This is a genomic window from Lacinutrix jangbogonensis (assembly GCF_000797445.1).
Taxonomy (GTDB): Bacteria; Bacteroidota; Bacteroidia; order Flavobacteriales; family Flavobacteriaceae; genus Lacinutrix; species Lacinutrix jangbogonensis.
Genome location: NZ_JSWF01000029.1, coordinates 110,065 through 123,624, shown reverse-complemented (window position 1 = coordinate 123,624; position 13,560 = coordinate 110,065). Strand labels below are relative to the sequence as shown.

Sequence of the window (13,560 nt, the reverse complement as noted above, 5' to 3'; positions counted from 1 at the left end):
TTCTGTTTTTAGTCGATATGGACTATGAGTAAATCTGTAAACCCTTTGTTTTCAATAATATCCTCGTCGTCACTTGTTGTGTCGCCAATTACAACTACTTTTTTATTATTTAATTCTGTAATTCCATAAGCGAAATCTATGTTTGTTCCGCCAATACTGGTTTCCCATTCTATGTTTCCGTTGCTGTCAACCTTTACAGCCCAAGCATCGTTTTGTCCTTTATTTTCTGAAACATCTACATCGTTACTTCGTGAGCTTCCTGCTAGTAAAAACCCACCATCTTGAGTTGCTGAAATGTCTCTAGCAACATCAAAACCAGTTCCTCCAATGGTTTTTTCCCAAAGTAATTCGCCTGTAGGCGAAATTTTAATTAACCATACATCTGCAGCGCCAATATTATTAGAGACGTTTACAGTGTTACTTCTAGTGTCTCCAGCAATTATATAATTACCATCGCCAGATTTTACAATCGACCAAGCTTCATCAATCTCTTCTCCACCATAAGATTTCTCCCATACTATTGCACCTGTTGCCGAAATTTTAAGTACCCAAAAGTCGTAAGATCCAATATTGTTAGAAATATCAGTGTCCATACTATCGGATCCTCCAACAATTATGAATCCATTATCTTCTGTTTGCACAATACTTTCTGGAGAATCTGTAAATAATCCACCATAATATTTACTCCATTCTATAGTGCCAGATGCATCTAGTTTTAGAGCCCAATAATCTCCACCTGCATGATTACTTCTTTGTTTAGAGGTGTTACCTGCGCCTCCTGAAGCTGTAACGTCTAAAACACCAGTTATAAGGTATCCAGAATCGTTAGTTTGAATGACAGAAATACCATAATCTGCTCCTTGGTAGCCATAAGATTTTTGCCATGAAATATTACCTGAAGCATCTAGTTTTGCTAACCAATAATCATTTTGACCATGATTTCCCGAAACATCTTCATCGTTACTAAAACTTGAACCTATAATGGCATATCCACCATCGGAAGTTTGAATAATATCTTGCCCTTTATCATCTCCTGTTCCACCATAGGTTTTATTCCATTGTATGTCGTTTTCTTCATTGAATTTTAATACCCAGAAATCGAAATTTTCGTTTTGTTTGTCTATAATATCTCCATCTATACTTTGTGTAAAACCTAGTATAGCGTAACCTCCATCGCTAGTGCTAACAATTTCTTGTGCACTGTCGTTTTTAGAGCCTCCAACTGTTTTAACAGAGGAAACTGATCCTGTCGAAGTTGTATTGCTATTTATTACACCATCATCATCGTTTTTACAACTTAGTATGGTTATTAAACCGAAAAAATAGAGTAATAAAGATGTTTTAGAGTTCATTTAATAAATTATTAATTGCTTTTTCTAACTATAAATAGGCCGCCTTCGATGTCGCTAATAATTATATTGCCACTAGCGAAATACGGGTAAACACTCCATACACCATTAAAATTAGCACTGTTACTAGATGGGAATGTGTCGAAAAAAGCAGTTTCTGTCATTGAATTAGAAGCTGCAGAGATATTAGTAATGTCTAATATTCTCAATCCTGCTCTATAATTTGCAAGATAATATTCATTGCCTTTTACATAACCGTTATGGTCTATTGCTTCAGTTGGTCCAGTGTAAGTAGATGATAACGTTGGATTATCTAAATCTGTAAAATCGAATATTAAAGTCTTAGTATTAAAGCCAAAACCTTGCTCGTCTAACTCATCGCCCAGAATAAAATAAGCATGGTCGTCTGTAAACCAACCTTGATGTGCGTAATCTGTTTGAGGATACGTAAAGTCGCTAATTTGAATTACATTGCTTTTATCTGTAACGTCTAGAATTACAACTTTATCGGTATTACCATTACTACCTACATATATTTGTTTACCAGTATAATCTGAATCTGGACCATTGTATGTAACAACTTGTGCATCGTGAGTGTAGCCAGCTGCAGTATAATCGCCTAAAAAGGTTGGGTTCATTGGGTTAGAAATATCCACAAAAATTGGTCCTCCACCATTAGTTGAAGAACAGCCAACTAAATAAGCAACGCCTTCGCTTTCGTTTATTACAATGTTATGACAGCTTCCCACACCTGTATAAATTGCATCTACAGTAAAAACTTCTGGTATATTTACAACGTTTCTTAGTCTTGTTAAATCGAAAACCTGCATACCATGAGGTCCAGCTCCATCTGCAACTATAAAAGCATGATTATTATATACTTTTACATCTCTCCAAAAATTTGTTCCTGCGCTAGAGTTTAATCGTCCTAAATACACTGGGTTTACAGGGTCTGTAATATCAATAAATGCTGTGCTATTTGTTAAAGCTATTATTGCGTATTCATTATTGGTGGTTGGATCTGTCCATCCCCAAATATCGCTACCTTCAATACTAGCATCTCCACCAAGAGTTTCGGTATTAATTTCAGCTAATAAGTCTATTCCATTACAAGGGTAAATTCCTGCCATACCATTTTCGCAAGGCGATAATGGAGTTATGGGATTAGTGCCAGTTTCACAAGCATCTCCAATACCATCATTGTCTGTATCGGCTTGATCTGGGTTAGGCGTGTTTATACAATTGTCTTCAGTATCTGGAATACCATCATTATCACTATCTGCATTTGGTTCACAAGCATCACCAATGCCATTACCATTTAAATCGGCTTGGTCTGGATTTGCAATTTGTAAACAATTATCTACTGTATCCAAAATGCCATCACCGTCTGTATCAACAATAGGAACAAAATCTACAGGTTCGTCTTGACAGCTATACATTGTAATTCCAATGGTTATTAAAATTAAAACAGCAGAAGTGATTTTTTTCATTTTTTTCATTTTTTCAATTTTATTTTATAACCAGTTTTTTTGTTTTAACATTATTAATTTTAATAATGTAAATCCCAGCGGAGTAACCTGTTGTAGGAAGAACGTATTCTAGAGCATTAATATTATCTTTTTTAAATACTTCTTGTCCAAGAATACTATATATTTCAACGGTTTCAATTGGAATATCGTTATCGCTTTTTAAAGTTGAAATAGATGTTGTTGGATTTGGAAATAAAGAAAAGCTTACTGATAGATCAATGCTTGGCGTGCTTAGTGTCGTTCCACTTTTTCTAACAACAAATAAACCACGTTCTATATCACTAATAATAATGTTACCACTTGCAAAATAAGGATACACACTCCATGTACCATTAAAGTCGTCACTGTTACTTCCTGGATGGGTGTCAAAAAAACCAATTTCTGCATTTGTGTTGTTGCTAGATGTTAATATAGAAACATCTAAAACACGTAAGCCAGCTCTGTAGTTCGCGAGGTAAAAGGTGTTCCCTTTTACGTAGCCATTGTGATCTATAGCAGCAGTTGGTCCTAAATAGGTATTCATCAGGTTTGCAGGTATGCTAGCCATATTAGTATTTAAATCTAAATCTAGAAAGTCGAACACTAACGTACGTGAATTATTTCCAAAATCTAATTCATCAATCTCATCACCTAATATAAAATAACGTTGATCGTCTGTAAACCAACCTTGGTGAGCATAAGCTATTTGAGGATATGTAAATGAACTAATTAATGTAATGTTATTTTTATCTGTTACATTTAAAATCACAACTTGATCAGCAGCACCATTGCTTCCAATATATAATTGTGTCCCAGAAATTCCATTTGCAGGATCGTAATAGTCTGTATCTGGTCCAGTATATGTTACTACTTGTGCATCGTGTGAATAACCTCCAGCCGTGTAGTCTCCTATAACTGTTGGGCTAGTAGGATTTGTAATATCTACAAAAATTGGCCCTCCACCATTAGCAGAACTGCATCCTACTAAATACGCAACACCTTCAGATTCATTAATAACAATATTATGGCAACTACCAATAACTAAGTCTCCCGTACCACCATCGCCTTGATATCTTAAGACTTGAGTTCCGTCATACGTTAAATCGGCATCAACGCCATCTCTAAGTAGTGTTAAATCGAATACTTGCATGCCATGATCTCCAATTATATCTGCAACAATAAACGCATGATTATTATATACCTTTATATCTCTCCAAGCAGAAGCATTACTGTTTGCAGATTCAATACGTCCTAAAAGAATTGGGTTTAGTGGGTTTGAAACATCTACAAAGGCCGTACTATTTCTTGTGCCAACAATTGCATACTCTTTTCCATCTAAAGGATCTGTCCATCCCCATATATCGTTCGCCCTAGCAGGTGCTAAGGGCATCCCTAATTCAGAGACTGGGATTCTTGACATTAAATCGTAATCGTTACATTCATAAACACCAGCCATGCCAGAAACGCAAGGTGTTTGAGCGTTTAATCCGCTTTGAAAACAAAAACAAACAATTAGAACAAAAATGTAGTTTTTAAACATGAATTTAATTTTTTGAAATAAGTAGCACGAAATTAAGAAATAAAATGGTAAAACGCTGATTTTAGTGTTAAAATACTTGTATTTCAATTTTTGATTTAGGGCGTTTATAGTGTCTTTTTATTATGAAAACACATTATATACAAATTTACCCTGATTATTAATTCAACTTCTTATTTTTGCACTATGATAGAAGATAAAAATCAAGCAAGTACACCTTTAAGCGAATTGGGAGAATTCGGATTAATAGAACACTTAACAGAGCAGTTTGAGATTAAACAGAAATCTACCATTAAGAGTATTGGAGATGATGCAGCGGTTTTAGATTTTAAAAAGAAGCAAATTGTAGTCACTACAGATATGTTGGTAGAAGGCGTACATTTCGATTTAAGCTATGTGCCTTTAAAACATTTAGGTTATAAAGCTGTTGTCGTAAACTTATCTGATGTTTATGCTATGAATGCCGAAGCGACCCAAGTTACAGTATCTATAGCTGTATCTAACCGGTTTCCTTTAGAGGCTTTGGAAGCTTTATACGAAGGTATTGCATTAGCAGCAAAAATATATAATGTTGATGTTGTTGGAGGGGACACAACATCTTCTACTTCTGGATTATTAATTTCTGTAACCGCAATAGGACAAGTTAAAACCGAAGATGTAGTCTATAGAAATGGTGCAAAACCAAACGATTTGTTAGTTGTAACAGGTGATTTAGGAGGAGCTTATATGGGACTTCAAATTTTAGAGCGTGAAAAGGAAGTGTTTAAAGTAAACCCAAATAATCAACCAGATTTGGATGCTTACACATACGTTATGGAGCGCCAGTTAAAACCTGAAGCGAGAAAAGACATAATTAAATTGCTGAAAGATTTAGAGGTTAAGCCTACAGCTATGATTGATATTAGCGATGGTTTGTCTTCAGAAATTTTACATATATGTAAAGCTAGTGAGGTAGGTTGCGATTTATATGAAGATAAACTGCCTTTAGATCCACAAGTTATTTCAACTTGCGAAGAATTTAAGATGGATAGTACCACAGTTGTACTAAATGGAGGTGAAGATTATGAGTTGTTAATGACGATTTCTCAAGAAGATTTTCCAAAAATAAAAGCCAACCCTAATTTAACAGTTATTGGATATATTACAGAAAAAAATATTGGAGCTAATTTAGTGACTAGAGGAGAAACAAAAATACCATTACAAGCGCAAGGTTGGAAAAATTTCGATAACTAAGACGTTATTTTTAATCCACCTTTGTGAAGTCTTGCTTGTTTATTAGTATAAATTTTAGATAAAATTGAGTTTATTTCTTTGTGTTTTGGCGTAAGTTCAACTAACTTTCCATTGCTATTTGTAGTCAGTTGTTTTTTACAATTACAGCATTTGTATTCTTTTAAGTGATACGTAATTTTTTTGGAAACTTCGTATTTATGGCCAAATAGATTACAAAACATAGACATGAATTAGTTCAGGTTTTATCTTAATTTTACTCTTAATGCTGATTTTTAAGAGTTTAAATATAATTTAAAATTCTAAATACCCGACAAAACACTATATTTTTTCGATGAAATGCAATATTTGTTGTGTTACTTCTTCCTTGTTTTCAATATGACTCATATGTCCTTCAGAAAAGACATGGGTTTCAATAGTATGTTTATTAGTAAACTTAAGCATGTCGTTAACGTTTAAAATTGTGTCTTTTTTTCCTAATAAAACAACTTTTTTAAAGGAAGCTTCTGCAAAGAAAACCGAAGTGTCCTCGCGCTGTCTCATGCCCTCATTAGCAGCCATATAACCTTGAATAGGTGTTTTTAGTGCAATTTCTAAAGCTAAGTTGAAAGCTTTAGCATGTTTCAATTTGCTTTCAGCACTAAAAAGATTAGCAAAACTCATGCGAACCATATTTACATAATTGCTTTGAACCATTTTGTTGGCTCGTGCTCTTAATTGTTTTCTTTCATTGTCATCTTCTTCGTAAGTAGAATTCAATAAACATAAACCTTTAATGCTTTCAGGATATAGCCTTGTAAAGGCCAAAGCAACATAACCACCCATAGAATGGCCAATAAAAATGTATTTTCTAAGTTTTAAGTGTTTTAAAATAGCATAAACAGCGGCTGCCATATCTTCCATGGTATGGACATACCCTAAACATCCCGTTTTACCATGACCTAACAAATCTATAGTAATAACTCTGTTTTTTTTAGTGAGTTCTGGAATTAATTCTTGCCACATTGAGCTGTCTTCCAGAAAACCATGAAGTAAAACCAAAGCAGAACCTTTGCCTTGATCTGTGTAAAATTTTTCTATGCCTTTGTATTTGAATACCATCCTCCTCTTAATTTTTAACCTTTAAAATGTTCTTTTGCCTTTTCTAGTTCAAAATAAAAAAACGCCCTTTTCTTTTGCTCAAAAACGAAAAGAAGAATGGTATGAAATCAATTTAAAGTATATTAGACAAATATAATTAAGAGCTATACTAAAATAAAGGTAAGCTCTGTCTTTTATCAAAAATGAATAAAACCAAAGATTTATTAATTACTAGTTTCGCCTTATTCTCCCTGTTTTTTGGAGCAGGAAATTTATTGTTGCCACCACTTTTGGGTTATAATTCAGGAGAAGATTGGTTTTGGGTAACCTTAGGATTCATAATTACTGCTGTTGCAATACCTATAATTGGTATTTATGCACATGCAAAATTACAAGGAACTTTATACGATTTTGGTAAAAAAGTGTCACCAGTTTTTAGCTTAGTCTATTGTGTGCTTATTTATATAATTGCAGTTGCAATCCCGTCTCCAAGAACAGCAGCAGCAACCCACGAAATTGCAATACACCCAAACTTTGGGACTTCACCATTATTAACCAGTAGTGTTTATTTTATTTTGGTACTACTTTTTGCTTTAAACCGATCTAAAATATTAAATTTTATTGGAAAATACCTAACTCCTTTTATAGTTATTATGTTGCTTTTGGTAATTGGTATTGGTTTGTTTTCTACACAAATGATTACAAATACATCTCAGTTTGAAACACCAATTGTAAAAGGGATTTTAGAAGGCTACCAAACTTTTGATGCTATTGGAGCGGTAGTTGTTGGTGCAGTCATTATTATATCTATTAATTTAAAAGGGAATGCGTCCTTTGAAGCTAAAAAAGAACTCATTAAAAAGTCTGGACTCATAGCAGGATTAGGTTTATTTATTATTTATGCTGGACTTATTGCGGTTGGTGCATTTTATGGTTCAGAGATCGATGTTAATAGCGCATTAAGTAGCGATATGCAACGCGCAAATTTACTAAGAGGTATTAGTACAAAGGCATTGGGTACTTTTGGTAACACAGCATTAAGTGTGTTAATAGCATTAGCCTGTTTTACAACAGCAGTAGGTATTGTAACAGGAACAGCAGATTATTTTAAAGGCTTAATTAATAATTCTCAAACCGTTTATATTATTACTGCAATAATAGCATGTGTGTTTGGAGTAGTAGTGGGTCAATTAAACTTTAACTCGATTATTGTCATTGCATTGCCAATATTATTATTTATCTATCCAATAACAATTATACTTATTCTGTTAAATGCGATACCCCAAAAGTTCGCGTCAAAAACAGTTTTTAGACTAGTTGTTTTGGTGACCTTTATATTTAGCATTCCAGATGTTTTAGGGTTTTTAATGCCTTCGGAAGGACTAATCAACCTCATTAATATAATTCCTTTTGCTAAACACAGTTTAGGTTGGGTGTTACCAGCATTAATTGTGTTTTTAGTGTTAAATATTAAAACTTTTACGACTAAGCCTACAACTCTATAATTTAGTAATGGCAGTACAAGACATTTCAACTTATAAATATAAAGACCTCTTTTCGTTAAGCGTCGTGCAATTCGAAAAAGCCTGTGTGGTTAATAAACCAGAGCAAATAGATGCTTATAGTATTTATTGGATAAAAGATGGGAAAGGCACCTATAATATAGATTTTGAAAGCTATTCCTTTAACGAAAATGTGTTGTTCTTTCTCTCGCCAAGACAAGTATTCTCTGTAGATTCCGAAAAAATAAAAGAAGCCTACAAAATTACATTTGTTCGTGACTTTTACTGCATCCAAACACACGATAAAGAAGTTGCTTGCAATGGTGTTTTATTTAATAACGTTTACGAAACACCTTTTGTAAAACCATGCGAAAACGATACTAAAAAACTCAGTTTTATATTAGAAAGCCTTGTCGAAGAATTTGAAAATACCGAAACTGCCCAATACGATATGTTGCAAACCTATTTAAAGCAGTTTATTATCCATTCGGTACGCATACAAAAAGAACATCATCCTATAAAAACAGATGTCGAGACTAAACTATTTAAAGACTTTAGCCTGCTAGTAGAGCAAAATTACAAAACGCTACACTCAGTAACAGATTATGCTAATAGACTAGCATTATCGCCAAAATCGCTTACCAAAAACTTTCAAAAAGTAGGCGCACAAACACCTAGCGATTTTATAAAAAACAGAATAGTCCTTGAAGCTAAACGCCAACTCGTGTACACAAACGAAGCCGTAAAACAAATCGCTTACGATCTAGGTTTTAACGACTCGGCATATTTTAGCAGGTTTTTCACCAAAGCCACTTCAAAATCACCATTACAATTTAGAAAAGAGTACTAATATTTTGGGCGTGACCTTACAGGTCAGGCTGTCCGTTATATCTTTTTTTATGCTTATTTTTTTAGTATCTATTTCTCTATAAACCAATGTAGTTACTTTCATATTAGCATTAGTTGTATCCGCAAAAAAAGGATGCCACTTCCATCCTTCACGCGAAAATTGCCGGTTCGAAACTCAATAAAACCCAATAAATTTAGGCTTGTCCAAGTATAAGGAACTTTTGTCCATTTTTAATGGCGACTTCTCGTTGCATCTTTGCAGTGTAAATAAATAGTAACCTAAAAAACAAAACCAATTATGAAAGCAACAGAAAACAAACAATGTCCAAATTGTTGGGGATACCAAACTTACGACGAGCAAAAGCCGGAACAACAATTATGCGAATGTTCAAAAGAGAATAATTAGTAAATCAATAATAACAATATGTCAGTGCGAGCGCTTTTAAAGTACAAAAAAATTGTATCGAGATGTTCTCGATACTTCGGCTAAAAACTCTCAATTCGAACGGACACCACTTTAAATAAAAAGAATAGTCATTATGAGTACAAGAATTAAAACATTAAACCCAGCAACAGCAACAGGAAAAGCTAAAGAGTTATTTAACGCAGTACAAAAGAAGTTAGGTTTTATACCAAACCTTATTAAAGTATTTGGTAATTCTCCAGCAACATTACAAACCTATTTAAGTTTAGGCGAATTAACTGCAAGCGGAGAATTTACAAACAAATACCGTGAACAATTGGCTTTAGCAATTGCCGAAACGAATTCATGTAACTACTGTTTATCTGCACACACAGCAATAGGTAAAATGAATGGCTTAACAGACGAGCAAACAGAACAAAGCCGTCAAGGTTTAGCAAACGACCAAAAAGCACAAGCAGGATTACAATTTGCCCAAGCGGTAACAGCAAATCGCGGACAAGTATCTACGGAAGCTATTGGCGACGTTAAAGCAGCAGGTTTTAACGATGGCGAAATACTAGAAATCGTTCTTAACGTAGTGTCTAATACGCTTACAAATTATGTAAACCACCTAGCAAAAACAGAAGTAGATTTTCCATCTGTAGAAGCAGGAAAATATGCAATAGTGCAATAATAACCGATCACTTCGAGTGGTTTTTTAATTATAAAAAATGGTGTTGAGGAGTCGTTAATACTATTCAAAAAAAATCAACTCAAAAAATAATCATTTAAAACAAACGCAATGGCAAATCCAATTAAAAAAAATTTAAAACATGTTCACGAATTATTAGCAGAAGGTCAATTTATTGAAGCAATGGAAACGTATTTGCATGACGACGTGGAATTACGAGAAGCAAATAATGCACCTAAAAAAGGCAAGAAATTCAATTTAGACTTTGAGCACGATTTTATTAAGAATCAGTTAGAAGAGTTTGTAAGATACGATGTAAAAAACATAGCTGTTCAAGGTAGTAATTCATTTTATACTGCAGAAATGGAATTGAAGATGAAAGATGGTAGTACTATGCTTTCAGAGCAAGCAGTTGCTACAGAGTGGAAAGATGGTAAAATCTATAGAGAGCGCTATTATCACGCATAATTAGAGTAATAAAAACAATAAATAATAACAAATAATTAAACAAAATCAAATCATGAAAAATTTTGTATTAGCAGTATTTTTAGTAGCCTTCACATTAGTATCTGGAGCGCAAGACAAAATGATGAAAGCAGTGAAAACAATTTCTTTAGAGCAAACAGCAGGAGAATTTACACAAAAAGCAATAACAGTATCAGAAGGTACTTATGTGTTTAATGTAACAAATACTGATGCAGCACCAGAAGTAGGTTTAGTATTAATAGAAGCAGGAAAAGATGGTAAAGATGCAAAAAACCACATTGCGGATGCTTATGTTTCTCAAATGGTAAAGCATGGTCAAACAGAATCTTCTAAAGAAGTTACACTTAGAAAAGGAACCTATAAATACTTTTGTCCTTTTAATAAAACACCGGAATACACATTAATAGTAGAGTAGTTGATTAATTAGTTTTTAAGTAGTGAAAAAGCTCGCTTTTTTGTTTATTTCGTTTAACGCCTAGTATAAGAAGAGTGGCGTATTTCAAGTAGGAGTTTTAGTAAATAAATCACAGATAGAAAATCAGATAGGATTCTCGTAAATATGCCGTTACAAGGCGTTATTTTTATAGGCTGTTATAGCTCGTTTTTTATTCGCTACTATTCCGTTTCATCTTTGTTTCGTCCAGTATATCTCATTAACTCACTTGTTATAATAATCAATTCTACTAAGTGTTCCTTTTGATTAGTTTCAATAAATTAAGATCCGCATTTGGTATTTAATACGTTTAATTTTATAACTAATATCCGCGAAAAAGAGATTTAACTTTCTTGTTCATAAATAATACTTCTTTCTGTATTTTTCTTATACATGTTCTTAGCAATAATCTCACTGTTCGCAGTTGAACGATAGTTTTTATTATTTGGGTTTAGCATATATTCAAGTTGATACGCAATCATTTTTTCAAAAGGAATAAGGAAACCCGTCGTCTCGCATTGTTCTAAATCGCCTTCCTTAAGTAAATTTATGACAGTATAGACTGACTCAATAGTACTAAGACAAAGAGCTTCTGGTTGCTGCTTGATAATAAATTTTGATTTTATTTTATTATCAAAACTCACTCTGTTTAGCTTTTGCAAGTTCTTACTTAGTTTAAGCATTTTACGAGCACATGGCCATGTGCCATCAAGAATAAAAATGTGCGGATTGTTACCCATAATTGAATTTATTTCTGAACTTTTTCTTAGAGATAAGTTGAAATTATCTTTTCCTGGATAGAGTAAAAAAGAACTTTTTTCTTTAGTCAGTATTTCATTTACACGATTATTATTGGTGAAATCGACACCAACTATAATTTCTGAATTTTCAAGTTGAAGCTTAGTCATATGTCCCGTTCCGTTTTTTTCTTTTTTGTACTCCTTCGGGTGCATAAGAATAATAAATCGAGTCTTAGTCTGGAAAGGACGAATGTATTTACAAATACATGTGCTTTTTGGGCTCATGCATTTGTAACATTTTATTCTTGGATTTTTTATTTCTACTTGCAAAGTGAATATCTCTTTATTTTTCTAATTATTTAATTTTTTTATTGCAGAAAATGCCTTCTCTACACTATGATCCTCAACCAAAACAGTAAACTCGTTTGTAGTAGAAATTACTTCGTATAAAGAAATACCTTCCCAAGCAAAACGTTTAAAAATTTGGTAATACAAACCAGAGATTTTAGAGTTGTTTTCTGGTAAACGAATACTTATTGCAGATAGGTTTTCTTTTAAACCAATCATGAGTTCACCTTTAAAATGATCTTGTGTTTTTTGTTTTTCAGAGACAGAAATCACCATATTGCTTTCGTAAATACCTCGAGAAAAGCCATAAAAGGCATTGCTGTCTATAGTTTCTAATAGTTTACTATGACTATTAATTAAGGTCTTAGAATTTTTGAAAGTAAAATCGACCAAATTAGAGCGTACAGTAATATCTCCTAAGTTTTTTAAGACCTGTTTTAGTTTGTTGGAGTGTCTTAAATCTTTTGGCGGATTATAACGACGTAGAGCCATCATTATGGCGCCAGTTTTTACTGGTTTACGTAACATAGCACCAATTGGTGCTTGTAATTCTTCTGCCAAAGCAGAAAAATTAATAATGCTTCGTGATAAAGCTTCTTCGAGGAATGGCTGTGTTACTAGAATTTCTTCTACACAAGTAGCAATGGTTTTCATTTTGTTAATTATTTAACAACTTGGGCAAAAATATACTAATTTTTAATACTCCTTTTGCTTTCAACAGTAATTTCTGAGCCTTCAGCAAGCATAACAGAATCTGGTTTTAGCGAAGTTAAAAAATCAAAATCTTGACCATAAACAGCACCATAATCTACATTTATCTTATAACCAATAACACGGTATTGATTCCATTTTGGGTGTGTAACTTCGTATTCGTTAGTTTTGGTAACGCTATATTTTGCGTAACCCCAATAATGCTCTGTAATAAATTCTGTCTCGCTATTTAATGGGATTTCAGATTCGTTTTTGTCTGCTTTAATAGTAAACGATTGCCAATGAGAATTAGTCTTCCAATGGTATTCTACTTGTTTTTCATTTGCGGTATCTTCCCATTTGTGTTTCATTTTCATGGTTTGATAATGCTCTTTGTAAAGCGTATTTGCAACAAAAGTTATAATAGGTTTGGGTACAATTTCTTTTATAAAAACAACACCACGTTTCCACTCATTATTTTCAAAACGCTTAACGTAAAATCTAAGATTCACTTCTTCAAAATTGACATGAAAAGGTATCTTTACACCTAACACTTTCGTGTTTACAAACATAAAACCGATAAGGCTCACATAACACGTTTTGTTCCAAAAATCTAGTTCTGTTCCATAAGGAATATAAGATTCTAAAATTTTAGGATCAATGGCGTAATTAGCAAAGGCAAGTTTTCTCCATTCGGCTTTAAGGAAACTCATT

Annotated in this window: 13 protein-coding genes; 6 read left to right on the top strand and 7 right to left on the bottom strand. The window is 33.2% G+C overall.

Features of this window, described 5'->3' with window-relative positions:
• Positions 1-8: 8 nt before the first annotated feature.
• The 3 genes from RH82_RS10990 to RH82_RS10980 are packed head-to-tail and all read right to left on the bottom strand — an operon-like array spanning position 9 to position 4,397.
• A complete protein-coding gene (locus RH82_RS10990; protein WP_052158309.1) occupies positions 9-1,352 on the bottom strand; it encodes a hypothetical protein in 1,344 nt (447 codons plus the stop codon).
• A gap of 11 nt (positions 1,353-1,363) precedes the next feature.
• Positions 1,364-2,839, bottom strand: a complete 1,476-nt coding sequence (locus RH82_RS10985) for a choice-of-anchor B family protein (RefSeq protein ID WP_241148048.1) — start codon at positions 2,837-2,839, stop codon at positions 1,364-1,366.
• A gap of 19 nt (positions 2,840-2,858) precedes the next feature.
• Positions 2,859-4,397, bottom strand: a complete 1,539-nt coding sequence (locus RH82_RS10980; RefSeq protein ID WP_034060729.1) for a choice-of-anchor B family protein — start codon at positions 4,395-4,397, stop codon at positions 2,859-2,861.
• Between the two features lie 183 nt (positions 4,398-4,580).
• Here RH82_RS10980 and thiL point away from each other — a divergent pair, with 183 nt between their 5' ends.
• The gene (gene thiL / locus RH82_RS10975) at positions 4,581-5,627 is read left to right on the top strand and encodes a thiamine-phosphate kinase (RefSeq protein WP_034060727.1); all 1,047 of its coding nucleotides are present in this window, start codon (positions 4,581-4,583) and stop codon (positions 5,625-5,627) included.
• A 318-nt stretch (positions 5,628-5,945) separates the two neighbouring features.
• Here thiL and RH82_RS10965 read toward each other — a convergent pair whose 3' ends face one another.
• Positions 5,946-6,725: an alpha/beta fold hydrolase gene (locus tag RH82_RS10965; RefSeq protein ID WP_206420425.1), complete on the bottom strand. Its 780-nt coding sequence runs from the start codon at positions 6,723-6,725 to the stop codon at positions 5,946-5,948.
• Between the two features lie 182 nt (positions 6,726-6,907).
• Here RH82_RS10965 and brnQ point away from each other — a divergent pair, with 182 nt between their 5' ends.
• The 5 genes from brnQ to RH82_RS10940 all read left to right on the top strand — a co-directional run bounded on the left by brnQ (position 6,908) and on the right by RH82_RS10940 (position 11,050).
• Positions 6,908-8,209, top strand: coding sequence for a branched-chain amino acid transport system II carrier protein (gene brnQ, locus RH82_RS10960; protein ID WP_034060722.1), 1,302 nt, complete (start codon positions 6,908-6,910; stop codon positions 8,207-8,209).
• A 7-nt stretch (positions 8,210-8,216) separates the two neighbouring features.
• Positions 8,217-9,056 (top strand): helix-turn-helix domain-containing protein, encoded by an 840-nt coding sequence (locus RH82_RS10955; RefSeq protein WP_034060721.1) that lies wholly within the window; start codon positions 8,217-8,219, stop codon positions 9,054-9,056.
• 538 nt (positions 9,057-9,594) lie between these two features.
• On the top strand, positions 9,595-10,152 hold the full coding sequence (locus RH82_RS10950) for a carboxymuconolactone decarboxylase family protein (RefSeq protein WP_034060718.1): 558 nt from the start codon (positions 9,595-9,597) through the stop codon (positions 10,150-10,152).
• 108 nt (positions 10,153-10,260) lie between these two features.
• Positions 10,261-10,617: a hypothetical protein gene (locus RH82_RS10945; protein ID WP_034060716.1), complete on the top strand. Its 357-nt coding sequence runs from the start codon at positions 10,261-10,263 to the stop codon at positions 10,615-10,617.
• A gap of 52 nt (positions 10,618-10,669) precedes the next feature.
• Positions 10,670-11,050 (top strand): cupredoxin domain-containing protein, encoded by a 381-nt coding sequence (locus RH82_RS10940; protein ID WP_034060712.1) that lies wholly within the window; start codon positions 10,670-10,672, stop codon positions 11,048-11,050.
• A gap of 362 nt (positions 11,051-11,412) precedes the next feature.
• Here the strand turns inward: RH82_RS10940 and RH82_RS10935 are convergent, their stop codons facing one another.
• From RH82_RS10935 to RH82_RS10925, 3 genes are read right to left on the bottom strand one after another with little or no spacing between them, the layout of a single operon-like run.
• Complete coding sequence (locus tag RH82_RS10935) at positions 11,413-12,138, bottom strand: tRNA-uridine aminocarboxypropyltransferase (RefSeq protein ID WP_262494871.1); 726 nt, start codon at positions 12,136-12,138, stop codon at positions 11,413-11,415.
• A 21-nt stretch (positions 12,139-12,159) separates the two neighbouring features.
• Positions 12,160-12,810 (bottom strand): hypothetical protein, encoded by a 651-nt coding sequence (locus tag RH82_RS10930; protein ID WP_034060710.1) that lies wholly within the window; start codon positions 12,808-12,810, stop codon positions 12,160-12,162.
• Positions 12,811-12,845: 35 nt separating this feature from the next.
• Positions 12,846-13,559: a YqjF family protein gene (locus RH82_RS10925; RefSeq protein ID WP_034060708.1), complete on the bottom strand. Its 714-nt coding sequence runs from the start codon at positions 13,557-13,559 to the stop codon at positions 12,846-12,848.
• Between the last annotated feature and the right edge of the window lies 1 nt (position 13,560).

Bases quoted from the DNA above. Each gene is read 5' to 3' on its own strand.
- RH82_RS10940 (WP_034060712.1), top strand. From the start codon at position 10,670: ATGAAAAATTTTGTATTAGCAGTATTTTTAGTAGCCTTCACATTAGTA.
- RH82_RS10980 (WP_034060729.1), bottom strand. From the start codon at position 4,397: ATGTTTAAAAACTACATTTTTGTTCTAATTGTTTGTTTTTGTTTTCAA.
- RH82_RS10990 (WP_052158309.1), bottom strand. From the start codon at position 1,352: ATGAACTCTAAAACATCTTTATTACTCTATTTTTTCGGTTTAATAACC.
- RH82_RS10965 (WP_206420425.1), bottom strand. From the start codon at position 6,725: ATGGTATTCAAATACAAAGGCATAGAAAAATTTTACACAGATCAAGGC.
- RH82_RS10930 (WP_034060710.1), bottom strand. From the start codon at position 12,810: ATGAAAACCATTGCTACTTGTGTAGAAGAAATTCTAGTAACACAGCCA.
- brnQ (WP_034060722.1), top strand. From the start codon at position 6,908: ATGAATAAAACCAAAGATTTATTAATTACTAGTTTCGCCTTATTCTCC.
- RH82_RS10950 (WP_034060718.1), top strand. From the start codon at position 9,595: ATGAGTACAAGAATTAAAACATTAAACCCAGCAACAGCAACAGGAAAA.
- RH82_RS10945 (WP_034060716.1), top strand. From the start codon at position 10,261: ATGGCAAATCCAATTAAAAAAAATTTAAAACATGTTCACGAATTATTA.
- RH82_RS10955 (WP_034060721.1), top strand. From the start codon at position 8,217: ATGGCAGTACAAGACATTTCAACTTATAAATATAAAGACCTCTTTTCG.
- RH82_RS10925 (WP_034060708.1), bottom strand. From the start codon at position 13,559: ATGAGTTTCCTTAAAGCCGAATGGAGAAAACTTGCCTTTGCTAATTAC.
- RH82_RS10985 (WP_241148048.1), bottom strand. From the start codon at position 2,839: ATGAAAAAAATCACTTCTGCTGTTTTAATTTTAATAACCATTGGAATT.
- thiL (WP_034060727.1), top strand. From the start codon at position 4,581: ATGATAGAAGATAAAAATCAAGCAAGTACACCTTTAAGCGAATTGGGA.